Origin of the sequence: Pseudomonas sp. KB_12, assembly GCF_052114545.1 — a bacterium.
GTDB lineage: Bacteria > Pseudomonadota > Gammaproteobacteria > Pseudomonadales > Pseudomonadaceae > Aquipseudomonas > Aquipseudomonas brassicacearum.
In genome coordinates, this window is record NZ_JBFREY010000019.1 from 1 (window position 1) to 24,208 (window position 24,208).

Genomic DNA, 24,208 nt, shown 5'->3' on the forward strand with positions numbered 1-24,208 from the left:
GTTCACGCTCAGGCCCTGGTCAACAATCATCTTGCAGACTCTTAGCTTGAAAGCGGCGTCGAATTTTCTGTACTTCTTGGTCATGGAATACTCCTCAATAGGTGTAGTTTCACCTATTGAGGTGTCCGGGACTATTAGACCAGCTCAGTTGGCATCCATGTTGGATGGAGTACTGCTATCGCGAGCAAGCTTTGCTCCCACAGATCAACTTCTCCCACAGATCAACTTCTCCCACAGATCAACTTCTCCCACAGATCAACTTCTCCCACAGGTCAACTGCTCTCCCCGGTCAGCGCTTGTTCAAGCCGCGTGACAAGCGGTCGCCGCCCAACTGGATCACCGCCACCAACGCCACCAGCAGCACGATTACCGTGAGCATGATCTGGCTGTCGAATCGCTGGTAGCCGTACCGGTAGGCGATGTCGCCCAGGCCGCCGGCGCCGATCGCTCCGGCCATGGCCGAAGAGTTGATCATGGTCACCAAGGTGATGGTAAAACCGCCGACGATGCCCGGCAGCGCTTCGGGCAGCAACACATGCCAGACAATGTGCCAGCGCCGGCAACCCATGGCCTGGGCCGCTTCGATCAGGCCATGGTCGACCTCCCGCAGGCTGACTTCGGCGATGCGGGCAAAGAACGGCGTGGCGGCGATGGTCAGCGGTACTACCGCGGCCCACACGCCATAGGTGGTGCCGACGATCAGCCGGGTGAACGGGATCAACGCCACCATCAGAATCAGGAACGGTATCGAGCGGAACAGGTTCACGAAGGCGCCCAGGGCCCGGTTCAAGGCCGGCGCTTCATAGATCCCGCCCTTGCCGCTGGTGACCAGGATCACCGCCAGCGGGATGCCCGCCAACAGCGCGATCAGCGACGACACGCCGACCATCAGGAACGTGTCGATGAAACCCTGCAACAACCGATCAAACCACATAACCCAGCACCTCCACACTTTGGGCCCAATTGCCCGCCCGTTGCCGCAGTTCCTCGGCGCTCCACGACGAACCGCTCACGGCCAGCAGCAATTGCCCCAGCCCGTGGCCCTGAATTCGCTCGATGCCGCCGTGCAGCAGCCGCACCCGTCCACCGAGGGCGCTGAACAAAGCGGCGAGATCCGGCTCTTCACGATCTATGCCGGTGAATTGCAGGCGTAGCACAGTGGCGGCATCCGCCGATGCCGGCTGCACCTGCAAGCGGTTTTGCAGTTCTTCCGGTATCGCGTGTTGCAACGGTGCCAGCAGTGTTCGACTGACCTCGTGTTGCGGGTTGCCAAACACTTCCCAGACCGGCCCCTGTTCGACGATCCGCCCCTGTTCGAGCACCACCACCCGGTCGCAGACTTCGCGAATCACCGCCATTTCATGGGTGATCAACACGATGGTCAGGCCCAGTCGCTGATTGATCTCACGCAGCAAACCGAGGATTGATTGGGTGGTTTCCGGGTCCAGGGCCGAAGTGGCTTCATCGCACAACAAAATCTGCGGGTCATGCACCAGCGCCCGGGCGATCCCCACCCGCTGTTTCTGCCCGCCCGAAAGTTGCGCCGGATAGGCCTTGTGCTTGCCTTGCAGGCCCACCAGTTCCAGCAGCTCGCGAACTTTGCGCTGACGCTGCTCCTTGGGCACGCCGGCGACTTTCAGCGGCAGTTCAACGTTCTGCCACACGGTCTTGGCCGACATCAGGTTGAAGTGCTGGAAGATCATGCCGATGCGCCGGCGCAGTTCCACCAGGCGGTCTTCATCGAACTCGCCGATGTCTATCTGATCGATCAACACCCGGCCACTGGTGGGTTGTTCGAGGCGGTTGATGGTGCGGATCAGCGACGACTTGCCGGCGCCGCTGCGGCCGATGATGCCGAATACCTCGCCGCGCTGGATCGCCAGGTCGATGCCTTGCAGCGCGGCCACCGGACCCTGGGCGCCGTTGTAGGTCTTGCCCAGGCCGATGAAGCGCACATGGGCACGGTTGAGCTCCGGATGCAGTTCGGTCTGGTCGGCGCTCTGGAGCGTGGGGGCTTCTTGTCGAAGTCGAGCGTTGACGGCGTTCATGTCAGCTTTCCCAGCCGGCTTGGTAGAGCTTGCCATGGGCCTTGTCCAGGGCGGCGCGCACGGCTGGCGAGTGTTGGTAGATGTCGACGAACTTGATCAGCCGTGGGTCGTTCTTGCTCTTAGGCTGGATCACGAACTGAATCACGTATTCCTTGTGATCGAGGCCGTCGAACAGCAAGGCGGAGCTGGCATCGAAGGTCTTGGCCAGGCGGATGTAGGCGGGATAACCCTGCACCAGGTCGGCGTCTTCATAAGCGCGCACCAACTGCACGGCTTCGACCTGCAGGATCTTGAGCTTCTTCGGGTTGGTGACGATGTCGTCTTCGGTGGCCTTGTAGCCGACGCCTGGCTTGAGGCTGATCAGCCCGGCCTTGGCCAACAGTTGCAGGCCGCGACCGCTGTTGATCGGGTCGTTGGCAATGGCGACGCTGGCGCCTTCTGGCAGTTCGTCGAAGCTTTTGTATTTTTTCGAATAGAGGCCGACGTTGTTGATGATCCCCGGCGCAAACGGCACCAGATCGAACCCGGCGGCGGCCTTGGCATTTTCCAGGAACGGGATGTGCTGGAAGTAATTCACGTCGATATCGCCGGAGGCCAGGCTGACGTTGGGCGCGATCCAGTCGCTGAACTCTACCAGCTCGACCTTCAAGCCTTGCTTGCTGGCCTCTTCCACGGCGGCCTCCAGGGGAATGGCGAACGCCGCGGTGGTGCCGATTTTCAACGGTGCGTCGGCGGCAAACAGCGCCGAGCTGAACAGGCCGAGGGCCAGGGCCAGGGTTTTGACTGGCAGGGTCAGGAAGTGCTTGGTCATGTCGGGTATTCCAGTCATTTAGGGGGAGGTGCATATTTTTTGGCGAACAGAGCTATGTGGGAGCAAGGCTTGCCCGCGATGAAATTGATGCGGTCTCTCAGAAAACGAGGTGTCTGCATCGCGAGCAAGCTTTGCTCCCACAGTGCCTTGTTCCCACAGGGACATTGTCGGTAGCCCCAGGGTCAGTGCCGGTAAGTCGAACCGGTGTGTTGCTTGGGTAGATGGGCCTCTGCGTGAAACAGTTTTTCGCGCAGGGTGCCGTTGTCGTATTCGGTCTTGTACGAGCCGCGTCGCTGCAACTCGGGGATCACCAGGTCGATGAAGTCCACGTAGCTTTGCGGCGTGACGATGCGGGTCAGGTTGAAGCCATCGAGGCCGGTTTCGCCGATCCAGGACTCCAGCTCATCGGCCACCTGCTCGGGCGAGCCGACCACCGTGATGTAGCGACCGCCCAGGGCGTGTTGCTCGAGCAATTTGCGCCGGGTCCAGTCGTTGTTCTGCAAGGTCTTGGTGGCGGACTGGATGGCGTTGCTCTTGACGTACTGGATCGGTTCGTCCAGTTCGTACTGGGAAAAATCGATGCCCGTCGACGCGGAAAAATGCGCCACGCCGGCCTCGGCGCTGGCGTAGCTCAGGTACTCGGCATGCTTGGCCCAGGCGGCCGCCTCGGTCTCGCCGACGATCACGTTCAGGCCCATGAACACCTTGATGTCCCCGGGGTTGCGCCCGGCCTCTACGGCGCTGGCGCGGACCTTGTCCACCTGGGCCTTGGTCGCCGGTTTGTTCTGGCCGCTGATGAACACGCACTCGGCATGCCGCCCGGCGAACAGCAGGCCGCGCTCGGAACTGCCGGCCTGGAACAGCACCGGCGTGCGCTGGGGCGACGGCTCGCACAGGTGATAACCCTCGACCTGGTAGAACTCGCCCTGGTGCCGGACCTTGTGCACTTTCTCCGGTCGGGCATAGATCCGCTGCTCGCGGTCGTTGAGCACCGCGTCGTTTTCCCAACTGCCTTCCCACAGTTTGTAGAGCACTTGCAGGTATTCGTCGGCCTGGTCGTAGCGGCGGTCATGCTCGACCTGTGCGGTCAGGCCCATGGCCTTGGCGGCGCTGTCCAGGTAGCCGGTGACGATGTTCCAGCCGACCCGACCGCGACTCAGGTGGTCGAGGGTGCTCATGCGTCGGGCGAACAGGTAGGGCGGTTCGTAGGTCAGGTTGGCGGTGAGGCCGAAGCCGAGGTTTTTCGTCACGGCGGCCATCGCGGACACCAGCAGCAACGGGTCGTTGACCGGCAGTTGGATCGACTCCTTGAGCGTGACGTCCACCGACTGTTGGTACACGTCGTAGACCCCGACGATGTCGGCGATGAACAGCCCGTCGAACAGTCCGCGTTCGAGCAATTGCGCCAGGGCGGTCCAGTATTCGATCGTGTTGAACTGGGTCGAGGTGTCCTGGGGATGGGTCCACAGGCCGTGATTGATGTGCCCGATGCAGTTCATGTTGAACGCGTTGAGCAGGATCTTTTTCTTGCCGGCCGCCATCAGATGGTCCCCCGCAGCGGCGGTTTTTCATCATTGAGGTAGAAGTTGCCTATCGCGTGGTATTTCCAGCGCACCGGGTCATGCAGGGTGTGCACCCGGGCGTTGCGCCAGTGACGGTCGAGGCCATGTTCGGCCAGGGTCGCCTGGCTGCCGGCCAATTCGAACAGCGTGCTGCTGGCGGCCAGGGAAATTTCGGTGCTGATGGCACGGGCTTCGGCCACGGCAATCGAGGCGGCGGCGACCGTGTCGGCCCGGGTGTCGGCCTGGGCCCGGTCGAGAAACTCACCGGCACGTTCCAACAGGGCTTCGGCGGCGTGCAGGCGGATGCTCAGTTGACCGAAACTCTTGATAGTGTGCGGGTCTTCGGTGGCGACGTCGCTGGTGGCGTCGATCCAGGGGCGGGTTTTATTGCGGACAAAATGCAGGGCGTCTTCATAGGCGGCGCGGGCGATGCCGGTGTCGATGGCGGCGTGAAGAATCTGCGCCAGCGGCCCTACCGGTGTGGGACGTTCGAAGGCGCTCTGGAAGGGCACGATGTCGGCGGCGGCGACATACACGTCTTCGAACACCACCGAACCACTGCCCGTGGTGCGCTGGCCAAAACCGCTCCAGTCGTCGATCACCGTCAGGCCTTGGCTGTTGCGAGGGACGAACGCCAGTTGTTGCACGCCGTTTTCGTCCACCACCGAGGTGGGGATGCGCTGGGCGTAGATCGCGCCCGTGGCGTAGAACTTGCGACCGTTGATGCGATAGCCCTCGCCGTCGCAGCGCAGTTGGGTGATGCGGTCATGGGCAGTCTTGGTGCCAAGTTCGGCCAGGGCGTTACCAAAGCGCTGGCCGGCGAGCACTTCGGCGTACAGGCGTTGTTTTTGCGCTTCAGTGCCGTTTACCCGCAGCACTTCCAGGGCGTAGAAATGATTTTGCGGAATCTGTCCCAGCGAGCCGTCGGCCTGAGAAATCAGCGCGATGACTTTGGCCAAGGTGACGTTGGAAACACCGGCACCGCCATAGGCCTTGGGCACGCTGATACCCCACAGGCCAGAGCGGGAGAAGGCCTCCAGTTCCGGGTACGGCAAGCGGCGCTCGCGGTCGCGCAGGGCGCTGTCGCGCTTGAAGTCATCGGCCAGGTCGCTGGCCACGATCAGGGCTTGTTCATCGCTGGTGATCACCGCGACGTGTTGAGAAAACGTCATGTACTGCTCCAGAGGTCGGGTCGTCAGATCCAGGAATGGCGGGCCGGCAAGGTGCCGTTCAGGTGGTAGGCGCCTACCGCGTGATACTTCCAGCGCACCGGGTCGTGCAGGGTGTGGACCCGTGCGTTGCGCCAATGGCGATCGAGGTTGAATTCGGCGAGGGTGGCGCGGCTGCCGGCCAGCTCGAAGAGTTTTTCGCTGGCTTGCAGGGCGATCTCGGTGGTGAGCACTTTGGCCTCGGCCACGGCAATCGAGGCGCGGGCGGACGATTGCGCCGTGATGGGGGCGGCACTGACCTGGTCCAGCACCTGTCCGGCCTTGCGCAGCAAGGCTTCGGCGGCGTGCAGTTCGATTTTCAGTTTGCCAATGTCGGCGATCACGTAGAGGTCGTCACTGGCTCGGTCGACCTTGGCGTCGATCCAGGGCCGGGCCCGTTCACGCACAAAGGCGATGGCATCGTCGATGGCGCCACGGGCGATACCCGCATCGATGGCGGCCTGGATCAGTTGGGAAATCGCACCTTGCACGCCGGGTGTTTCGTTGATGCGCCAGTTATCCAGGACCAAGTCGGCCTCCACCCGGACATTGTTCAGCAGCACGGTGCCGCTGGCGGTGGTGCGCTGGCCGAACCCTGACCAGTCGTCGACGATCCGCAGGCCCGGGGTGCCGCGCCGCACGAACGCCAGCACCTGGCGGCCTTCGTCATTCAGCGCCTTGACCGCGACCCAATGGGCAAACAGCGCGCCGGTGGAATAGAACTTCTGGCCATTGATGACAAACCCGTCACCGTCAGCGGTAATCCGCGCCTTGAGCTCAAGGGTATTGCGAGTACCGCGTTCCGGCCCGGCGTTGCCGATGCGCCAGCCTTCGAGCACGCTCTGCAAGAGGATTTTTTTCTGCCGTTCGGTGCCGGTGCCGAGTATCAGCTGGAGCACGCCGAACTGGTTTTGCGGGATCTGCCCGAGGGCCGGGTCAGCGGCGGAAATGATCGCGAACACGTCGGCCAGGGTGACGAACGAAACCTGTGGGCCGCCGTATTCCCGGGGAATGGCGATGCTGCCCAGCCCGCTGCGGGTGAATTGCTCGATTTCTGCCCAGGGCAGCTTGCGTTGCTGATCACGACGCGCGGCCTGCTGACGGGCGACCTGCGCCAGTTCATGGGCGGCTTTGATGGCCTCGGCATCGTTGCGCAACACCTGTGCGGGCAACAACAACGGTGCGATGTCCAGGTCGCTCTGGACTTTTGCTTGCGCCAGATCCGACATTACAGCCACTCCGTGGCTGCAGGCAGTGCCTTGGCGTATTGCACTGGGGTGATTGTGTTTCGTTCCATACCCACCTCACATCTCAAGAAACGCCGCGATGAATGCGGCGAGCGAAAATCAAGAATGTCCGGTGGTCCGGTGTATATACCCTAAGCGTGTATAAATTATTTTTGAACTAACTTTTAGGAATATATATAGGTTGGTTTTAAATTGAAGGCTGTACGCTCACCTGGGGGGACGCAGCTTTTGGTGGCGAGGGAGCTTGCTCCCGCTTGGGCTGTGGGAGCAAAGCTTGCTCGCGAAACAGGCGCCTCGATTCTGCAAGAGCGCATCGCGTCCATCGCGGGCAAGCCTTGCTCCCACATAGCGGGAGCAAGCTCCCTCGCCACAAAAGCTTTTTCAGGGGGTTCACATTCGGCGGCGCGTTTCGGCGACCATGAGCGGCTGTTTCGGTGCAGTGTTCAGATACGGATTGGCACAACCGATCTTCAACGTCCGTGGCGGTGCCCAGAGGGAGTTGTTGCCCACACGGTCGAGGATGCAGTAGGTCACTTCCAGGCGCAGGTCTTCTCCTGCCTCCAGGATGATCTGCGGCGGGACCCAGATATTGATTGGCTGGCCGACCTCGCTGGCGGTGACCGCTGGCAAGTCCATGCGTACATCACCCCAACGCAGGGTCACGGCATCGCCGGCGGCCATGTTCAGGTAGGGTTCGATGGTCAGCGGTACGCCGCGCTTGATCTGGTTGGGATTTACCCCTTGACGTCGGATAGTGCCGGGAATGCGCACAGGCGCCAGGCCCTGGTTTTCATCGCCGCTCAGGGCTGACGGCTGCCCGCCGGGGCAATCGAGCTTCGCGTGTACCCGTTGCCTGGCGGATAGCGCCGGCCCACGCCCGACCTGCATCACCCGATAGTGGATGCGCGAGGTTCCATCGACGATGAAACTCTCCGGGACTCGCAGGGTGACGCTGTCTTGCACATCGGCCTGCGACAACAAGCGCGAGCCGACGTAGCAGTTGTCCCAGAACAGTTCGATCAGGTCACCTGCGTCCATGCCAGGGTAGGGCGCAATGGTAACCTCCAGGTGAGCGGCGTTGGCGATATTGATGCCGGTAGGGTGGGCGTTGGCCAGGGTGGGGGCGGCCAGTTCAGGACTCTTCGACTTACATGTCATGGTGTTCTCCTTGATGCTTGAAAACTAAGTCCGTTTCGGGAAGATCAACGGCGATGGCTAATTGCGACATATTTTATGTGTGCAGCCATATAGGCTGGCTGCACCTGGTCACTGTGCAGAACATAAATAATGTGCATCGCCTGTTGGTTACTAGATAAGGGCTCAATAGTTTCAGTGTCAATAGAGGCACTTGCTTAATAATTCATTGTGAAAGGCTTCAGAAATCTCCTACGCACCCATGTTAATAATGCGCGGCATCACAAGCCCTTTTCCTAGGCTCGCAGGTTTCTGAAAAATGCTCTAAAGAGTGTCTTGAGACTAAAGATGAGGCGTGTTTGGGCTGAGGGGAAGTGTTACGAGAGGTAGATCGATGCCGCACATGAAACGATCGAGAAAGTTGAGTGGGGCGCAAGTTGCAAGTTGTTTTTTTATGGCAAAGTTATGGCGGTAGTGTCTTGAGTGTGTTGCAACTGCCTCACTTCCATCCCTGGAAGTGATGACACTGCCTATAACTTACTGAGCGCCGTGCCCGGCGGAGAGGATCTTGCTGAGGAACTGTCGAGTGCGTTCTTCCTTGGGGGCTGCAAACAAGGCCTTGGCTTCACCTTGTTCGACGATCACGCCTTTGTCGAAAAACACCACGCGGTTGGCCACGTCCCGGGCGAAGCCCATTTCGTGGGTCACGATGACCATGGTGCGTTTTTCTTCGGCCAAGCCGCGAATGGTTGCCAGCACCTCGCCCACCAGTTCCGGATCGAGGGCCGAGGTCGGCTCGTCGAACAGGATCACCGCCGGTTCCATCGCCAACGCCCGGGCAATCGCCACGCGTTGTTGCTGGCCGCCGGAAAGGCGCCGTGGGTAGGCGTCCTCCTTGCCGGCCAGCCCGACCTTGGCCAAGAGCTTGCGCCCCAGGGCTTCGGCTTCTGCACGTGGCGTCTTTTTCACCACCAGCGGACCTTCGATCACGTTCTCCAGCGCGGTGCGATGGGGGAACAGATTGAAGTTCTGGAACACGAAGCCCACCTGCTGACGCAAGCGACGCACCAGATTCTGCTGCTGGTTCAACGGACGGCTGCCATCGATCTCGATGTCGCCGACCTTGATCCGGCCACTGCTAGGCTCTTCGAGGAAGTTCAAGCAGCGCAGGAACGTGGTCTTGCCCGAGCCGCTGGGGCCGATGATCGCAACCACTTCGCCTTCTTCGATCTTCAAGTCGATGCCGTTGAGCACCACCTGGCCCTTGAACTGCTTTGTCAGTTTTTCCACGACAATCATGGGTCAGGACTCCTGGTCATGCCGATTGACCCGGGCTTCCAGGACGTTCTGCAGGTGCGAGAGCACGCTGGCCAGAACCCAATAGATCAGCGCGGCGGCAAGGTACATGGTGAAGATTTCGAAGGTTCGCGCGGTGATCAACTGCGCCTGGCGGAACAGCTCCGGTACCTGGATGGTCGCCGCCAGCGCGGTGTCCTTGACCAGGGAAATGAAGCTGTTGCCCAACGGCGGCAGGGCCGTGCGTGCGGCTTGCGGCAGGATGGCCCGGCGCAGGGTCTGGGCGCGGGTCATGCCGATGCTTGCCGCCGCTTCCCACTGGCCGCGCTCGATGGAGCTGATGGCGGCCCGCAGGATTTCACACGCGTAGGCGGCCATGTTCAGCGAGAAACCGATCAGGGCCGCCGGTAGCGGATCCAGCTCGATGCCCAGTTGCGGCAACCCGTAATAGATCACGAACAACTGCACCAGCAACGGCGTGCCGCGAAAGAACGACACGTAGATGCGGGCGATCCAGTTCACCAGTTTGAAGCGCGACAGGCGCATCAGCGCCAGGCCGAACCCCAGCAGCAAGCCGAAAAACATGCCGCCCAGGCTGAGGAAAACCGTGTAATACGCGCCCTTGAGCAGGAAGGGCGCGGAGTCCAGTGCGAGTTGAAGAGCTGCTTCCATTATTGGGTAACGTCAGCGCTGAAGTATTTTTCCGAAAGCTTTTTCAGCGTACCGTCGGCGCGCAGTTTTTCGATGGCCTTGTTCACGGCTGCCAGCAGCTCAGGCTCGCCTTTGCGCAGGGCAATACCGGACTCCTGGCGCGAAAAGGCTTCGCTGGTGACGGAGGTGTCCTTGGCTTTCTTGGCGTATTCCAGCGCGGCCAGGCGGTCGATCAGGATGGTATCGATACGGCCGACGCGCAGGTCCTGGAACTTGGTTGGGTCGTCATCGTAGGTTTTGACTTGGGCGCCCGGTACTTCTGCCTTGACCCACTGTTCGTAGTTGGTGCCCAGGCCCACGCCGACTTTTTTACCGTCCAGGTCGGCGGCCTTCTTGATGTTCAGCTCGGCGGCTTTCTTGGTCAGGACCAGCGCTTGAATCCCGGAAACGGTGTACGGCTCGGAGAAATCGTACTTTTTCTTACGCTCCTCGGAGATGGTCACCTGGTTGACCACTGCGTCCAGACGCTTGGATTCCAGGGCCGCGAGAATGCCGGCCCATGGGGTCGTCTGCAGCTTGACCTTCACACCCAGCTCCTTGGCCAGGGCTTCGGAGAACTCCACTTCGAAGCCGGTCAGTTTGCCGCTCTCATCAACGAAACTGAACGGTGGATAAGTGCCTTCCAAGCCGATCTTGATTTCGCCGGCGTCCTTGATCTTCTGCAGTTGCTCACCGGCAACCGCTTGCCCCAACAAGCCGGCGCTCAATGCCAGGCCCAGCGAACCTACCAACAGGTTGCGACGTAATGCGGAAAAATTCATGACAAGCCCCTGTGTTTTCTTCTGAAGAGGTTATTTTGGCTGAGATAAGGCGTAGCCGCGATCCGAAAAGATTGCCACATCCTGCCTTAAAGCAGCTTGGGCGTCTCGCGGCAAATGCGCCTGCGGCGAGACTATAGGGTGGCTTTTATAGATTGGAAAATAATATTAAATCAAGCGCATATGTCTATTTGGAATGACTGTTTGTGGGAGCGAGCTTGCTCGCGATGACGGTGTGTCAGCTAAATAAATTTGGGCTGATCTACCGCTATCGCGAGCAAGCTCGCTCCCACAGAAGTCTCCACTAAGCCTGGAACGCCGCGTTATAGGCAAACAACGCCGGTGCGCCGCCGGTGTGCAGGAAGATGATCGGGCCTTCGTCGAAACGGTCGCGACCCATGCCGTCGAGCAGGCCGGCCATGGCCTTGCCGGTGTAGACCGGATCGAGCAGCAGCCCTTCCTGGCTGGCCAGCAGCTTGACCGCCGCCAGTGTCCCGGCGTTGGGTTCGCCGTAGCGGGGGGCGAAATATTCGTCCCACAGGTTCACTTTGAACGCTTCTGGAAGGGCGACGTCGAGCAACGCTGCCGTGCGCTCGGCCAGGCCCTGGACCTTCGGAAACTGGTCCTCCTCGCTGCGCGAGACCGTGACGCCGATGACAGGCAGCGCCGGCAGGGCTTCGCTCAGCGCCAGCGCCAGGCCACTGTGGGTGCCGGCACTGCCCGAGGCCAGTACCACGGCGGCGAATTCAATCCCGGTGTCCTTGATCTGCTCGGCCAGTTCCAGGCCGGCGCGCACATAACCCAGCGCGCCCAAGGCGTTCGAACCACCAATCGGCACCAGGTAGGGTTTTTTCCCGTTGCTGCGCAGGCGACCGGCCAGGGCCTGTAGCTGCTCATCGGCGTTGTCCAGGTTGTCCACCAGCTCGACCTTGGCGTCGAACAATTCCAGCAGCAGCCGGTTGCCGTTGCCCAGGTAATTGCTGTCTTCGGTGCCGATGGGGTTTTCCAGCAAGGCCACGCAACCCAGGCCCAGCTTCGCGGCGAGGGCGGCGGTCTGGCGTACATGGTTGGACTGGATCGCCCCGGCGGTGATGAGGGTATCGGCGCCTTGGGCGATGGCATCGGCGGCCAGGTATTCGAGCTTGCGCAGTTTGTTGCCGCCCATGGCCAGGGGGGTCAGGTCGTCACGCTTGATATAGATGTCCCGGCCGAGCCAGGTGGAGAGGCGGTCGAGTTTTTCCAGCGGTGTCGGATGGCCGAGCAGGTCGAGACGGTTAAAGCGAGACAGCTGTTCTTTGATCATGGGTCCGTACTGGTTGTAGGCGATGTCTGGACTATAGGCACGCCGATATTCATGGGCAACCGGCATGTTTTTATTCGAGCTTGGATCTGGCGACACCGTCGTCGGTTTGCCCTGCACTTGACCTGTGGGAGCGAGCTTGCTCGCGATAGCGGTGTGACAGTCAATGAAGATGTTGAATGTCAGGCCGCCATCGCGAGCAAGCTCGCTCCCACAGGGTCTGTATTTGCAAGGGGATATGCCGTTGAACGCTGAACGAATGCTCTCCTGGCAACGTCATACCCTCCCGTAGGCTAGTGTAGGAAGCGTGCCGTCGAGCCCTGCGATTAGTCCTTAGCTACCTATTCATGTTTAACTTGAACGTTCATTCAAGTTAAACCGTCGGTTTGCTGCCCGCTCACAACAGGAGGCTTGCCTTTGCCGAGTCCGTTTTCGACCGTCATGTTTTTTTCTCCCGAGGCGCTTGTTTCATGAGTGCCTCGTCCCTTCCACCCAGCGGCCTGGTCCGCATGAACCCGCCGGTCTTTTACTTCGCCGCGACCTTCATCCTGCTGTTCGGCCTGGTGGTGATTGCCATGCCCGCGCAGGCCGGCGCCTGGTTGCTGGCCGCGCAGAACTGGGCGGCCAATACGGTCGGCTGGTACTACATGCTGGCGATGACGCTGTATCTGGTCTTCGTGGTGGTCACCGCTTTGTCTGGCTACGGCAAGATCAAGCTCGGTGCCGACCACGACGAGCCCGAATTCAGTTATCTGTCCTGGGCCGGCATGCTGTTCGCCGCCGGCATCAGCATCACGCTGTTTTTCTTCTGCGTGTCCGAGCCGCTGACCCATATGGTGCAGCCGCCCCAGGGCGAGGCCGGTACCGCCGAGGCGGCGCGCCAGGCCATGCAGATCCTGTTCTTGCACTGGGGGCTGCACGGCTGGGGCGTTTTCGCGTTCGTCGGCATGGCCCTGGCGTACTTCGCCTATCGGCACAATTTGCCGCTGGCCCTGCGCTCGGCGCTGTACCCGCTGATCGGCAAGCGCATCAACGGCCCCATCGGCTACGCCGTGGACGGCTTCGGCATTATCGCCACGGTGTTCGGCCTTGGCGCGGACATGGGCTTTGGTGTGCTGCACCTCAATTCCGGGCTCGACTACCTGTTCGGCATCGCCCACACCCAGTGGATTCAGGTCGGCCTGATCGTGCTGATGATGGGCGCGGCGATCATTGTGGCGGTGGCCGGTGTCGACAAGGGCGTGCGGGTCATGTCCGACATCAACATGCTGCTGGCCTGCGCATTGTTGCTGTTCGTGCTGTTTGCCGGACCCACCCAGCATCTGCTCAACACCTTGATCCAGAACATCGGCGATTACCTCGGCGCCCTGCCGATGAAGAGCTTCGACCTGTACGCCTACAACGAACCTAGCGACTGGCTGGGCGGCTGGACGGTGTTTTACTGGGCCTGGTGGATCGCGTGGTCGCCGTTCGTGGGGTTGTTCATCGCACGGATTTCCCGTGGGCGCACCATCCGTGAATTCGTGTTTGGCGTGCTGCTGATTCCCCTGGGTTTCACCCTGGCGTGGATGTCGATCTTCGGCAACAGCGCCATCGACCAAGTGCTGAACCACGGCATGAGTGCCCTGGGCATGTCCGCCCTGGAAAACCCATCGATGAGCCTTTACCTGCTGCTGGAAACCTACCCCTGGAGCAAGACCGTCATCGCCGTCACGGTGTTCATCAGCTTCGTGTTCTTCGTCACGTCCGCCGACTCCGGCACCGTGGTGCTGTCGACGTTGTCGGCCAAGGGCGGCAACCCTGATGAGGACGGGCCGAAATGGCTGCGGGTGTTCTGGGGCGCGATGACGGCCCTGGTGACCAGCGCGTTGCTGTTCTCCGGCAGCATCGATGCCTTGAAGTCGGCGGTGGTGCTGACGTCCTTGCCGTTCTCATTGATTCTACTGCTGATGATGTGGGGCCTGCACAAGGCGTTCTACCTGGAGTCGCAGAAGCAGATCGCGCAACTGCACTCCCTGGCGCCGGTGTCGGGTTCACGTCGGGGCACGGGCGGCTGGCGCCAACGCTTGAGCCAGGCGGTGCATTTTCCGTCCCGTGATGAGGTGTACCGTTTCCTCGACACCACGGTGCGCCCGGCCATTGAAGAAGTGACGGCGGTGTTCGTCGAAAAGGGCCTGACGGTGGTGACCCAGCCCGATCCGGCCAACGACAGCGTCAGCCTGGAGATCGGTCACGGCGAGCAGCATCCGTTCATCTATCAGGTGCAGATGCGCGGCTACTTCACGCCGTCCTTCGCCCGCGGCGGCATGGGCTCGAAGGAACTCAACAACCGTCGTTACTACCGTGCCGAGGTGCACCTGAGCGAAGGCAGCCAGGATTACGATCTGGTGGGCTATACCAAGGAGCAAGTCATCAACGACATCCTCGACCAGTACGAGCGGCACCTGCAGTTCCTGCATTTGGTGCGCTGATCGAGGCGCTAGGCCTTCCATCGTCACTGGTCTCATCGCGAGCAAGCTCGCTCCCACAGGGGTAAGTGGTTCCCTCCTGTAAGGTTAGTGATTTCCTTGTGGGAGCGAGCTTGCTCCGGGCGGCGATCCGACGATAGCGGTTTGGGAGGCAATGGAGCGCAACGCCTCAGACGAGTCCACCATTGGTCCGCAGGATCTGCCCGTTCACCCATCCTGCGGCCGGGCTCACCAGGAACGCGATGATGCTGGCAATGTCTTGCGGCTGGCCGAGGCGTTCCAGGGGCGGCATCTTGGCGTAGTGCTGCACCTGCTCCTCACTCTTGCCGTGCATGAACAGTTCGGTCGCGACGGGGCCGGGGGCCACGGCATTGACCGTGATCTGCCGACCGCGCAGTTCCTTGGCGAACACCTGGGTCAGGGATTCCACTGCGGCCTTGCTGGCGATGTACACCGAATAGCCGGGCAGGTTCAGGCCCACGGTGCTGCTGGAAAAATTCACGATTCGACCACCGTCATTCAAACGGGTCGCGGCCTCGCGCAGGGTATTGAAGGTGCCACGGGTGTTGATGGCGAACGTCTGGTCGAACAGCTCGTCGCTGTGCTGCGCCAGGGGCATCACCTGGAGGATGCCAGCGTTGTTGATCAACACGTCGACCTTACCCAGTTGCGCTTCGGTTTCATCGAACATCCGGCGAACATCGGCGGCAGAGGACACGTCTGCCTTCACCGCTATGGCTTGGTGGCCGGCCTGGCGCAGTTGCACCACCAACTTGGACGCCTCGCTGGCGCTGTTGGCGTAGTTGATGACGACGGCGAAACCCTCGCTGGCCAGTTGCTTGGCGATTTCGGCGCCGATGCCGCGGGAAGCACCGGTGATAATGGCAACTTTGGACGTTTGAGTCGGCATGCTTGAGTCCTCTTGAAGTGGGTGAGGCCAGGTTCACATGTTTACTCTCGGCGATAAATGCCCGAAAGTTGCCTTGACTGTTCAACAATCACTAACAATAAAGGCGCCGGATTCAGATGGATCAAGTCAGAGCGATGAAGGTGTTCGTGCGCATCTACGAGCGAAGCAGCTTCACCCTGGCCGCTGAGGACTTGAACATGCCACGGGCCACGCTGACCCACACCCTCAATCAATTCGAAGCCTGGCTGGGCGTTCGCTTGTTGGAGCGCAGCACTCGCAAGGTGCGCCCGACCCTCGATGGCGAAGCCTATTACCCACGCTGCGTGCAATTGCTGGCGGAACTTGAAGAAGCCGAACTGGCGTTTCGCGGCGTGGCGCCCAAAGGCAAGTTGAGGGTGGACTTGCACGGAACCCAGGCACGGTATTTCGTGATTCCGGCGTTGCCGCAATTCATGGCCCGTTATCCCGAAATAGAACTGTTCATCAGCGAGGCCGATCGTTTTGTCGATCTTATCGCCGAAGGCGTCGATTGCGTGCTGCGCTCCGGTGAGCTGGCGGATTCGTCATTGATCGGTCGGCGTGTTGCCAATCTTCGGCAGATTACCTGTGCCAGTCCCGGTTACCTGCGCCAGTACGGCGAGCCGAAGTGCCTCGATGACTTGAAACATCACAAGGCGGTGAATTACGTCTCGCGGACCACCGCCAAACTGTATCCGTTTGAGTTCATGGTCGATGGCGAACTCAAGGAGGTGCCGATCGGGGGCTCGCTGTCGGTGTCCGGCGCCGAAATCTATGCCGCCTCGGCCATCGCCGGCCTGGGCCTGATCCAATGCCCGCATTACCGGATGCAAGAGCCGATCCGGCAGGGCCTGATGCAGGAAGTCCTCACCGCCACCCCACCACCGTCCATGCCGGTGTCGGTGCTCTATCCGCATAACCGGCTCATGTCGCCGCGGGTTCGTGTATTCGTGGATTGGGTGGCGGAGGTGTTTGCACAGGCGCGATGACCGAGTGGTGATGGCGGTGCATTGGCTGGAGAGTTGAGCTAAAATTTTTTCAGGGTGTGTATTGTGTGTATCGAAATCATCTTTCGCAGCTAGAGTTTTCCGGCAGAGCTGTCGAATAAGGCAAAGGTGATGCGAAGTCGGGAAATGATCAGGAAGATCGAAGAGGATGGTTGGTATCTAGTGGCAATCAAGGGTAGCCATCACCAGTACAAACACGCCTTCAAGGCTGGGAGGGTGACGATCAAACACCCTGACGCCGATCTGCCCAGAGGCACGATCAATAGCATATTGAAACAGGCGGGCCTGAAATGAAGCCCATGACCGATTACGAAATCCCCGATGGGGATGCATTGTTATCAGACCGGTTGCTGCGGTTGCCGGATCTGGAGGAAGGATTCGCCCACATGAAATTTCCGGTCGTTCTGCACAAGGATGCCGATTCCGAATACGGAGTGACGGTCCCGGATGTACCGGGTTGTTTCTCCGCCGGCAGTACCGTGAGCCAGGCATTCGAAAATGTGAAAGAAGCGCTCTCGTTGCACTATGAAGGCTTGATAGCCGACGGCGAGCCGCTGCCGCAGATCCATGAAATTGACGATCATCTCGACGATCCGCAATACGCCGGTGGGATATGGGGGGTGGTTGAGTTTGATGTCACGCCCTATTTCGGGAAATCAGTGCGGTTCAACGCCACGCTGCCCGAGCAATTGCTTGAGCGCATCGACCAAACCGTGCGACGGGATCAGCGTTATAGCTCGCGTTCGGGTTTCCTGGCAGCGGCGGCCTTGCGCGAACTTTCAGCCTGACCGATGCGTCTGTGAAGTGTTAGCTTCTGCCACCAGCGTCCGAACAGAGAGCCTTTCGATGACCTACACCGCTGCGCAAAACCGCTACGAGTCCATTCCTTATCGCCGCGTCGGTCGCAGCGGGCTGGTGCTGCCGGCGCTGTCGCTGGGGTTGTGGCACAACTTTGGCGACAGCACGCCCATCGATACCCAGCGCGCCTTGCTGCGTACGGCGTTTGACCTGGGCATCAACCACTTCGACCTGGCAAACAACTACGGCCCTCCCTACGGCAGCGCCGAGATCAATTTCGGCCGGTTGCTGCGCGAAGATTTTAAGCAGTACCGCGATGAGTTGATCATCTCCAGCAAGGCCGGTTGGGACATGTGGCCGGGTCCTTACGGCCAGGGCGGTGGCTCGCGCAAATACGTGCTCGCCAGCCTCGACCAAAGCCTGCAACGCCTGGGGCTGGACTATGTGGATATCTTTTATTCCCACCGCTTCGACCCCGACACCCCACTGGAAGAAACCGCCAGCGCACTGGCCACTGCCGTACAGCAGGGCAAGGCGCTGTACATCGGCATTTCCTCGTATTCCGGGGTGAAGACCCGGGAAATGGCGGCGCTGCTCAAAGAATGGAAAGTCCCGCTGCTGATTCACCAGCCGGCCTACAACCTGCTCAACCGCTGGGTGGAGAAAGACCTGCTGGACGCCACCGACGAACTGGGTACCGGTGTGATCGCTTTTACGCCACTGGCCCAGGGCCTGTTGACCGACAAGTACCTCAAGGGTATTCCGGCCGATGCGCGGGTGAACCGTCCGGGCGGCGGCTCGTTGCAGGCTTCGCACCTGTCGGAGGAAAACATCGCCCATGTACGCGCCCTCAATGAGATCGCCCAGCGGCGCGGCCAGAGCCTGGCGCAAATGGCCCTGGCCTGGACCCTGCGCGATCCCCGCGTGACCAGCGCGCTGATCGGCGCCAGCCGGCCGGAGCAGATTATCGAGAACGTCGGGGCGTTGAAGAACCTGAGCTTCAGCGCTGAAGAACTGGCGCAGATCGATCGGTTTGCCTTGGAGGGCGGGATCAATCTTTGGGAGAAGCCTTCGTCGGCTGAGTAACACCGAACACCCTGTGGCGAGGGAGCTTGCTCCCGCTGGGTCTATAGGAGCTGTCGAGCGAAGCGAGGCTGCGATCTTTCCCCTGACGCTTGAGTCCCAAGCGAAAGATCAAAAAATCGTCCGAACGCGGCCCGAGCCTTCGGCAGCTCCTACGGCGCAGTCGAGCGGGAGCAAGCTCCCTCGCCACGGCGATATGCGTACCCCGGAAAACCATTTAAGCAAGACACTCACCTGAAAAACGGCACATCCCCCAACACCGTCGCCCGATGCATCACCCGGCGGGCGGGGCGGTAGTCATCGACGGCAAAGTGCTGGGTGACGCGGTTGTCCCAGAACGCTACGTCGTTGACCTGCCAGCGCCAGCGAAGGGTGAACTCCGGGCGGGTGGCGTGGGCGAAGAGCAGTTTCAGGATCACCTCGCTTTCGGTTTCCGACAGCTCGTTGATCCGTGTCGTGAAGCCTTCATTGACGAACAGCGACCGTCGTCCGCTCACCGGATGAGTGCGGATCACCGGATGGGACAGTGGTGGGTTTTTCCGCCGTGCGGCTTCCCAGCGCGCCAGGTCTTCGGCGGTGTTGCCAAACCGTTCCAATGGAAAGGACCGGGTGAAATCGTGGGTCGCTGTGAGGCCTTCCAGCAAGCGTTTCAAAGGGGCTGACAGCGCTTCGTAGGCCGCGATGCCGCTGGCCCACAACGTGTCGCCGCCAAACGCCGGCAGTAGCTTGGCGCTGAGCACCGCGCCCATGGCCGGCGTCGGTAAAAAAGTCACGTCGGTGTGCCACACGGCGTTGTCGCGGACATCGGTGACGGCGGTGTCGAGCACCAATACTTCGGGCTGCTCCGGTACGTTGGGGTAGATCGGGTGAATGTGCAGGTCGCCAAAATACGCGGCGAAACGCGCTTGTTGCGTCGGCTCGATCGGCTGGTCGCGAAAGAACACCACCTGATGCTTGAGCAAGGCCTGCTCTATGGCCTCGCGATGTTCCGGGCTCAGCGGCTGGCTGATATCGATCCCACTGATCTGCGCGCCGAGGGCTGTGCTCAAGGGAGTAATGGTCGGGCGGTTCATCGTCGTGTTCTCGGATTGGGGCGCCAAATGGTCGGCGTGGTCATTGGCTATCAATGGGCCTGGCCGTGCCATGGCACCAGTTTGCGTTGCAGGGCGCGCAGGCCCATTTCCATGGCGAAGGCGATCAGTGCGATCACCAGGATCCCCAGTACCACCACGTCGGTGACCAGGAACTGCGCCGCTGACTGCACCATGAACCCCAGGCCGCTGGTGGCGGCGATCAGCTCGGCGGCCACCAGCGTCGACCAACCCACACCCAGGCCAATGCGAATGCCGGTGAGAATGTCCGGCAGGGCACTGGGCACGATCACATGGCGAATCAACTGGGCCCGCGTGGCGCCCAACGATTGCGCCGCGCGTAGCTTGGCCCGGTCGACGGTGCGCACACCGGTGGCGGTGGCAATGGCAATCGGGGCGAAGATCGCCAGGTAGATCAACAGCACCTTCGACAACTCGCCGATGCCGCACCAGATCACGATCAACGGCAAGTACGCCAACGGCGGAATCGGCCGGTAGAACTCGATCAACGGGTCGAGCACGCCGCGAGCGATGCGGTTGGCACCAATGGCGATGCCCACCGGCACCGCCGTCAGCACCGCGAACAACAGGCCCAGGCCGATGCGTTCAAGGCTGGCGGCCAGGTGCTGCCAGAGGGTCGAGTCCATGTAGCCGCTGGTCGCCAGCAGCCAACCTTTTTGCAGTACGGCAGACGGCGAGGGCAGGAACAGCGGTTCGATCAGGCCGCTGGCGGTGACGGCCCACCAGGCCGCCAGCAGTGCGATCAAGGTCAAGCCGCTGATCCAGCGCGTACTCAGGCTGGGCCTCAAGCCGCCGGCCGGGCGCTTGCTTGTCGTTTCACTGACGACGGCTGGAATTTCGTAGCTGCTCATGCGCGCTCCTGTGGCCGAGTGGCGCTGCGTTGGGAGAACACCTTGGCGAGCACATGCTCGCGGGTTTCGATAAAGCGCGGGTCGGACTTGATCGACCGCGCCGACTCCCCGGCCCCGTAGCGCTGGCCGAAATCCAGGCTCAGGCGCTCGACGATCTGCCCAGGGTTTGGTGCCAACAGAATCAAGTCAGTGGCGAGGAACACGGCTTCTTCAATGTCATGGGTGATCAGGAACACCGGCTTGGCGGTGCGCTGCCAGACCTGCAGCAACAGTTCCTGCATCTGCTCGCGGGTGAAGGCGTCCAGCGCCCCGAAAGGTTCGTCCATCAACAGCACGCGCGGGTCGGCCGCCAGTGCCCGGGCCAGGCCGACGCGTTGCTTCTGGCCGCCGGAGAGCTGCCAGACACGGCGTTGCTCGAAACCGGCCAGGTCCACCAGGGCAAGCATTTCCCGGGCCCGGGCTTCGCGCTTTTGCTTGCGGACCCCAGCCAGTTCCAGGCCGAACCCGACGTTTGCCAGCACGTCCTGCCAAGGCAGCAGTGCATCGTCCTGGAACACCACGCCGCGCTCGGCGCTCGGGCCCTTGACCGGCGTGCCGTCGAGGGTGATCTGCCCGTCGCTGGGCTCGACGAACCCGGCAATCAGGTTCAACAGCGATGTCTTGCCACTGCCGGACGGGCCGAGGGCCACCAGCAATTGCTGGGGCCCCAGGGTCAGTGAAATATCCGCCAGCACAGGTTCCGCCGCGCCGGGGTACTGTGCGCTGATGCGCTCCAGCTGTAGCAAGGCCATCGCGTGTCTCCCTTTTTTCGCTCAACGAGTGATGTATTTGGCGCTGACGTAAGGCGCGTAGTCCGGCAGCACGGCTTCGACCTTGCCTTGCTCCTTGAGGAACGCTGCGGTGTCGGTGATGGCTTGGGTGGTCGGTGCGCCGAGGCTCACGACCTGATCGGCCGCCAGGGGAAAGACGTTGCCTTGCAGCAACAGCGGGATATCGCTGGCCTTGGCGCCAGAGAGCTTCACCAGTTTGTCGACGTTGGACGTATCGGCCAGCCAGGCTTGTGGGTCCTTGCGGTATTGGGCGTAGGCATCCAGGGTCACTTTGGCGAACGCTGTGACAATTTCAGGATGTTTCTGGGCGAAGTCCTTGCGCACGATCCAGGCGTCGAAGGTCGGGGCGCCGAACTTGGCCAGTTCCGCCGAGGTGATCAGGACCTTGCCGTTTTCCTTGGCCACGCCCAGGGCCGGGTCCCAGACGTAGGTGGCATCGATGTCTCCGCGCTTCCAGGCGGCGATGATGGCCGGTGGCGCCAGGTTGAGTACGGTGACTTTCGACGGGTCGATGTTCCAGTGCTTCAACGCGGCGAGCAGGCTGTAGTGCCCGGTGGACACGAATGGCACGGCGATCTTCTTGCCGATCAGGTCTTGTGGGGAGTGGATGCCTGAACCGTCACGAACCACCAAGGCTTCGGCGGCGCCGATCTGGGTGGCGATGAGGAAGGTTTCCACCGGGACCTTGCGGGTGATGGCCGCCGTCAACGGGCTGGAACCGAGGTAGCCGATCTGCACGTCGCCCGAGGCGATGGCGGTGATGACATCGGCGCCGTTGTCGAACTTGCGCCAGTCGATCTTGGTTTGGGTGGCCTTTTCATAGGCGCCATCGGCCTGGGCGACTTTGGCCGGGTCGACGGTGGTCTGGTAAGCGACGGTTAGGTCGGCCGCCTGGACAAAAAGACTCGTTGCAGCCAGGGAGGCGGCCGCGAGAAGGCGAAGGGGGAAACTCAAAGACATGGGAAAGCTCCTCAACAGGCCGCCGGATGTTCGGCGTTGGAGGAGACTAAATGATCTAAGAATTGGAAAATAAATAACTTTTTCGAATGAGCTTATTTTCGAAAAAATCTATAAAGCTCGACTGAGAACCCTTGTGGCGAGGGAGCTTGCTCCCGCTCGGCTTGTAGGAGCTGTCGAGCGAAGCGAGGCTGCGATCTTTCCGCTGCTACTTGAGTCTCAAGGGAAAGATCAAAAGATCAAAAGATCGCAGCCTTCGGCAGCTCCTACAGCGCAGCCGAGCGGGAGCAAGTTCCCTCGCCACAAAAAGCGTTATCGCACGCAGGGATTCAGTTACTGATCGCCAGGATGCTCGCCTGATACGAACCCACGAACACGTCGAAATCCCCGACCTCGTTCTGCTCCAGATCGGCCTGTTGGACCAGTGATTCCCGGGCGGTTTCTTCGAATGCAGCCTGTTCTTGGGCAGGCAAAGGTTCGGCGCGGAAGAACTCGGCGTGAGCCTTGCTTTGGCGCAGGGAGAACTGGGCGAAGCTTTCCTGATGTTCGGCCATGGCGGCCAGCACCTGGGCGGAGGGCGTCAGGGACGGGTCGCGGACTTTCGCCAATTGCGCGTCCAGCGCCTGGCGGTGGGCATCGCCACCTTGGCTCTGGTCGAGCAGCGAGGCCAACGGTGCGATTTTTTCCAGCAATTCGACGGCCCAGGCCTGCATGTCCACCGATTGACCCTGGCGCTGCAATTGCAGGCCAGGCTTGCGGCCTTCCTTGACCACGGTCAGGAAGTTGCTCGTGGCGTTGCCGCATTCGTTGTTTTCCAGCTGCGGGCTGTCATTGAGGCCGCAATACAGCAGGAACGCATCGAGGAATCGCGACTCGGTGAGGTCGATGCCCATTGGCAGGAACGGGTTGATGTCCAGGCAACGCACTTCGACGTACTGGATACCCCGGGCCATCAAGGCCTGGATCGGCCGCTCGCCGGTGTAGGTTACGCGCTTGGGGCGGATGTTGGAGTAGTACTCGTTTTCGATCTGCAGGATGTTGGTGTTGAGCTGCACCCACTCGCCGTTCTGGTGAGTGCCGACTTCGACGTACGGCGCATAAGGTGTCGCCACCGCTTTGCGCAGGCTGTCGGTGTAGCTGGCCAGGTTGTTGTAGCAAGGCGTGAGGCCGGCCTGGGCGTTGCTCTGGTAACCCAGGTCGCTCATGCGCAGGCTGGTGGCGTAGGGCAGGTACAGGGTGTCCGGGTCCAGTTGTTCCAACTGGTGCGCGCGACCCCGCAGGAAACCGGCGTCCAGGGCCGGCGAGGCACCGAACAGGTACATCAGCAACCAGCTGTAGCGGCGGAAATTGCGGATCAGCGCGATGTAGGCCGACGACTGGAAATCACGGTCGCTGGTCTCGACGCCTTCGGCCTGCCGAAGCAGGGGCCAGAGTTTTTCCGGCAGGGAAAAGTTGTAGTGGATCCCGGCAATGCATTGCATGGTCTTGCCGTAGCGCAGGGCCAGGCCCTTGCGATAGACGTACTTGAGACGACCGATGTTCGAGGTGCCGTAATACGCGATCGGGATGTCCTCCTCCGCCGGCAGTGGGCACGGCATTGAAGGGCTCCACAGGTACTCGTCGCCGAGTTTGCTGTAGGCAAACCGGTGGATCTTGTCGAGGCTGCGCAGGGTATCGGCCGGGTTGGCCAGGGCTGGCGTGATGAACTCCAACAGCGACTCGGAATAGTCGGTAGTGATCTGTTCGTTGGTCAACGCCGAACCCAGGGCCTTGGGATGCGCGGTCTGCGCCAGGTGCCCATCGCCAGTGACGCGCAGGCATTCGCGCTCGATGCCGTGCAGGCACTGCTCGAGCAGGGAGAGGTTGGCGCGCTCGCCGAGCAGGGCCAGGCGGCGGTTTAAAAGGTCGCTCAAGTTGAATTCCTTCACGCGTCAGTCGCCCCAATATGGGGGTGGGCAAGACGGTCTACAAGGGTGAAGTTAAAACTGGCGTTTTCGCCTGGTTTTTGTGCGGCCTAAGGCTGATCGCCGTCCCCCCCTGTGGGAGCGAGCTTGCTCGCGATAGCGGTGGATCAGCAGCGTTGATGCTGACTGACCATC

General features: G+C 61.1%; 22 protein-coding genes. 5 read left to right on the plus strand and 17 right to left on the minus strand.

Going from position 1 to position 24,208, the window contains the following annotated elements; translation table 11 throughout:
* Window positions 1–289: 289 nt before the first annotated feature.
* From AB4Z20_RS16635 to AB4Z20_RS16685, 11 genes are all read right to left on the minus strand, one after another.
* Window positions 290–934: a methionine ABC transporter permease gene (locus tag AB4Z20_RS16635; RefSeq protein WP_442090268.1), complete on the minus strand. Its 645-nt coding sequence runs from the start codon at window positions 932–934 to the stop codon at window positions 290–292.
* Window positions 924–2,048: a methionine ABC transporter ATP-binding protein gene (locus AB4Z20_RS16640; RefSeq protein ID WP_442090269.1), complete on the minus strand. Its 1,125-nt coding sequence runs from the start codon at window positions 2,046–2,048 to the stop codon at window positions 924–926. Before AB4Z20_RS16640 ends, AB4Z20_RS16635 begins: the two co-directional genes overlap by 11 nt.
* Window position 2,049: 1 nt before the next feature.
* Window positions 2,050–2,859, minus strand: coding sequence for a MetQ/NlpA family ABC transporter substrate-binding protein (locus AB4Z20_RS16645; protein ID WP_442090270.1), 810 nt, complete (start codon window positions 2,857–2,859; stop codon window positions 2,050–2,052).
* A gap of 182 nt (window positions 2,860–3,041) precedes the next feature.
* The gene (locus tag AB4Z20_RS16650) at window positions 3,042–4,400 is read right to left on the minus strand and encodes an LLM class flavin-dependent oxidoreductase (RefSeq protein WP_253470900.1); all 1,359 of its coding nucleotides are present in this window, start codon (window positions 4,398–4,400) and stop codon (window positions 3,042–3,044) included.
* Window positions 4,400–5,593: an SfnB family sulfur acquisition oxidoreductase gene (locus AB4Z20_RS16655; RefSeq protein ID WP_253470902.1), complete on the minus strand. Its 1,194-nt coding sequence runs from the start codon at window positions 5,591–5,593 to the stop codon at window positions 4,400–4,402. Before AB4Z20_RS16655 ends, AB4Z20_RS16650 begins: the two co-directional genes overlap by 1 nt.
* Window positions 5,594–5,616: 23 nt before the next feature.
* Complete coding sequence (locus tag AB4Z20_RS16660) at window positions 5,617–6,858, minus strand: SfnB family sulfur acquisition oxidoreductase (RefSeq protein ID WP_253470904.1); 1,242 nt, start codon at window positions 6,856–6,858, stop codon at window positions 5,617–5,619.
* Window positions 6,859–7,266: 408 nt separating this feature from the next.
* Window positions 7,267–8,034, minus strand: a complete 768-nt coding sequence (locus AB4Z20_RS16665; RefSeq protein WP_442090271.1) for a hypothetical protein — start codon at window positions 8,032–8,034, stop codon at window positions 7,267–7,269.
* 513 nt (window positions 8,035–8,547) lie between these two features.
* Window positions 8,548–9,309, minus strand: a complete 762-nt coding sequence (gene tcyN, locus AB4Z20_RS16670; protein WP_253470908.1) for an L-cystine ABC transporter ATP-binding protein TcyN — start codon at window positions 9,307–9,309, stop codon at window positions 8,548–8,550.
* A 3-nt stretch (window positions 9,310–9,312) separates the two neighbouring features.
* Window positions 9,313–9,978, minus strand: a complete 666-nt coding sequence (gene tcyL, locus AB4Z20_RS16675; RefSeq protein WP_003196663.1) for a cystine ABC transporter permease — start codon at window positions 9,976–9,978, stop codon at window positions 9,313–9,315.
* Window positions 9,978–10,778 (minus strand): cystine ABC transporter substrate-binding protein, encoded by an 801-nt coding sequence (gene tcyJ / locus AB4Z20_RS16680; protein WP_258690174.1) that lies wholly within the window; start codon window positions 10,776–10,778, stop codon window positions 9,978–9,980. Before tcyJ ends, tcyL begins: the two co-directional genes overlap by 1 nt.
* A gap of 301 nt (window positions 10,779–11,079) precedes the next feature.
* Window positions 11,080–12,078 carry a D-cysteine desulfhydrase gene (locus tag AB4Z20_RS16685; RefSeq protein ID WP_253478357.1) on the minus strand — a complete coding sequence of 333 codons (999 nt, stop codon included), beginning with the start codon at window positions 12,076–12,078 and terminating at the stop codon, window positions 11,080–11,082.
* 506 nt (window positions 12,079–12,584) lie between these two features.
* Between AB4Z20_RS16685 and betT the strand changes: the two genes are divergently transcribed.
* Complete coding sequence (betT, locus tag AB4Z20_RS16690; RefSeq protein WP_253478360.1) at window positions 12,585–14,546, plus strand: choline transporter BetT; 1,962 nt, start codon at window positions 12,585–12,587, stop codon at window positions 14,544–14,546.
* A 166-nt stretch (window positions 14,547–14,712) separates the two neighbouring features.
* Here the strand turns inward: betT and AB4Z20_RS16695 are convergent, their stop codons facing one another.
* Entirely contained in the window at window positions 14,713–15,453 is a 741-nt protein-coding gene (locus AB4Z20_RS16695; protein ID WP_442090272.1) for an SDR family oxidoreductase, read from the minus strand.
* 116 nt (window positions 15,454–15,569) lie between these two features.
* On the opposite strand from AB4Z20_RS16695, the gene AB4Z20_RS16700 reads away from it, so the two are divergent.
* From AB4Z20_RS16700 to mgrA, 4 genes are all read left to right on the plus strand, one after another.
* Window positions 15,570–16,460 (plus strand): LysR family transcriptional regulator, encoded by an 891-nt coding sequence (locus tag AB4Z20_RS16700; protein ID WP_258690175.1) that lies wholly within the window; start codon window positions 15,570–15,572, stop codon window positions 16,458–16,460.
* A 129-nt stretch (window positions 16,461–16,589) separates the two neighbouring features.
* Window positions 16,590–16,772, plus strand: coding sequence for a type II toxin-antitoxin system HicA family toxin (locus tag AB4Z20_RS16705; RefSeq protein ID WP_018608816.1), 183 nt, complete (start codon window positions 16,590–16,592; stop codon window positions 16,770–16,772).
* A gap of 92 nt (window positions 16,773–16,864) precedes the next feature.
* Window positions 16,865–17,266, plus strand: a complete 402-nt coding sequence (locus tag AB4Z20_RS16710) for a type II toxin-antitoxin system HicB family antitoxin (protein ID WP_024619603.1) — start codon at window positions 16,865–16,867, stop codon at window positions 17,264–17,266.
* A 58-nt stretch (window positions 17,267–17,324) separates the two neighbouring features.
* Window positions 17,325–18,362 carry an L-glyceraldehyde 3-phosphate reductase gene (gene mgrA, locus AB4Z20_RS16715; protein ID WP_003196675.1) on the plus strand — a complete coding sequence of 346 codons (1,038 nt, stop codon included), beginning with the start codon at window positions 17,325–17,327 and terminating at the stop codon, window positions 18,360–18,362.
* Window positions 18,363–18,589: 227 nt separating this feature from the next.
* On the opposite strand, the gene tauD is transcribed toward mgrA, so the two are convergent.
* From tauD to gshA, 5 genes are all read right to left on the minus strand, one after another.
* Window positions 18,590–19,432: a taurine dioxygenase gene (gene tauD / locus AB4Z20_RS16720; RefSeq protein WP_253470916.1), complete on the minus strand. Its 843-nt coding sequence runs from the start codon at window positions 19,430–19,432 to the stop codon at window positions 18,590–18,592.
* Window positions 19,433–19,482: 50 nt separating this feature from the next.
* Window positions 19,483–20,322 (minus strand): taurine ABC transporter permease TauC, encoded by an 840-nt coding sequence (gene tauC / locus AB4Z20_RS16725; RefSeq protein ID WP_214510990.1) that lies wholly within the window; start codon window positions 20,320–20,322, stop codon window positions 19,483–19,485.
* A complete protein-coding gene (tauB, locus tag AB4Z20_RS16730) occupies window positions 20,319–21,113 on the minus strand; it encodes a taurine ABC transporter ATP-binding subunit (protein WP_442090273.1) in 795 nt (264 codons plus the stop codon). Before tauB ends, tauC begins: the two co-directional genes overlap by 4 nt.
* Before the next feature lie 21 nt (window positions 21,114–21,134).
* Entirely contained in the window at window positions 21,135–22,112 is a 978-nt protein-coding gene (tauA, locus tag AB4Z20_RS16735) for a taurine ABC transporter substrate-binding protein (protein WP_253470920.1), read from the minus strand.
* Window positions 22,113–22,438: 326 nt separating this feature from the next.
* Window positions 22,439–24,022, minus strand: a complete 1,584-nt coding sequence (gene gshA, locus AB4Z20_RS16740) for a glutamate--cysteine ligase (RefSeq protein ID WP_442090274.1) — start codon at window positions 24,020–24,022, stop codon at window positions 22,439–22,441.
* Between the last annotated feature and the right edge of the window lie 186 nt (window positions 24,023–24,208).

Coding starts and splice junctions, on each gene's coding strand:
- AB4Z20_RS16635 (WP_442090268.1), bottom strand. CDS start 934: ATGTGGTTTGATCGGTTGTTGCAGGGTTTCATCGACACGTTCCTGATG.
- AB4Z20_RS16640 (WP_442090269.1), bottom strand. CDS start 2,048: ATGAACGCCGTCAACGCTCGACTTCGACAAGAAGCCCCCACGCTCCAG.
- AB4Z20_RS16645 (WP_442090270.1), bottom strand. CDS start 2,859: ATGACCAAGCACTTCCTGACCCTGCCAGTCAAAACCCTGGCCCTGGCC.
- AB4Z20_RS16650 (WP_253470900.1), bottom strand. CDS start 4,400: ATGGCGGCCGGCAAGAAAAAGATCCTGCTCAACGCGTTCAACATGAAC.
- AB4Z20_RS16655 (WP_253470902.1), bottom strand. CDS start 5,593: ATGACGTTTTCTCAACACGTCGCGGTGATCACCAGCGATGAACAAGCC.
- AB4Z20_RS16660 (WP_253470904.1), bottom strand. CDS start 6,858: ATGTCGGATCTGGCGCAAGCAAAAGTCCAGAGCGACCTGGACATCGCA.
- AB4Z20_RS16665 (WP_442090271.1), bottom strand. CDS start 8,034: ATGACATGTAAGTCGAAGAGTCCTGAACTGGCCGCCCCCACCCTGGCC.
- tcyN (WP_253470908.1), bottom strand. CDS start 9,309: ATGATTGTCGTGGAAAAACTGACAAAGCAGTTCAAGGGCCAGGTGGTG.
- tcyL (WP_003196663.1), bottom strand. CDS start 9,978: ATGGAAGCAGCTCTTCAACTCGCACTGGACTCCGCGCCCTTCCTGCTC.
- tcyJ (WP_258690174.1), bottom strand. CDS start 10,778: ATGAATTTTTCCGCATTACGTCGCAACCTGTTGGTAGGTTCGCTGGGC.
- AB4Z20_RS16685 (WP_253478357.1), bottom strand. CDS start 12,078: ATGATCAAAGAACAGCTGTCTCGCTTTAACCGTCTCGACCTGCTCGGC.
- betT (WP_253478360.1), top strand. CDS start 12,585: ATGAACCCGCCGGTCTTTTACTTCGCCGCGACCTTCATCCTGCTGTTC.
- AB4Z20_RS16695 (WP_442090272.1), bottom strand. CDS start 15,453: ATGCCGACTCAAACGTCCAAAGTTGCCATTATCACCGGTGCTTCCCGC.
- AB4Z20_RS16700 (WP_258690175.1), top strand. CDS start 15,570: ATGGATCAAGTCAGAGCGATGAAGGTGTTCGTGCGCATCTACGAGCGA.
- AB4Z20_RS16705 (WP_018608816.1), top strand. CDS start 16,590: ATGCGAAGTCGGGAAATGATCAGGAAGATCGAAGAGGATGGTTGGTAT.
- AB4Z20_RS16710 (WP_024619603.1), top strand. CDS start 16,865: ATGAAATTTCCGGTCGTTCTGCACAAGGATGCCGATTCCGAATACGGA.
- mgrA (WP_003196675.1), top strand. CDS start 17,325: ATGACCTACACCGCTGCGCAAAACCGCTACGAGTCCATTCCTTATCGC.
- tauD (WP_253470916.1), bottom strand. CDS start 19,432: ATGAACCGCCCGACCATTACTCCCTTGAGCACAGCCCTCGGCGCGCAG.
- tauC (WP_214510990.1), bottom strand. CDS start 20,322: ATGAGCAGCTACGAAATTCCAGCCGTCGTCAGTGAAACGACAAGCAAG.
- tauB (WP_442090273.1), bottom strand. CDS start 21,113: ATGGCCTTGCTACAGCTGGAGCGCATCAGCGCACAGTACCCCGGCGCG.
- tauA (WP_253470920.1), bottom strand. CDS start 22,112: ATGTCTTTGAGTTTCCCCCTTCGCCTTCTCGCGGCCGCCTCCCTGGCT.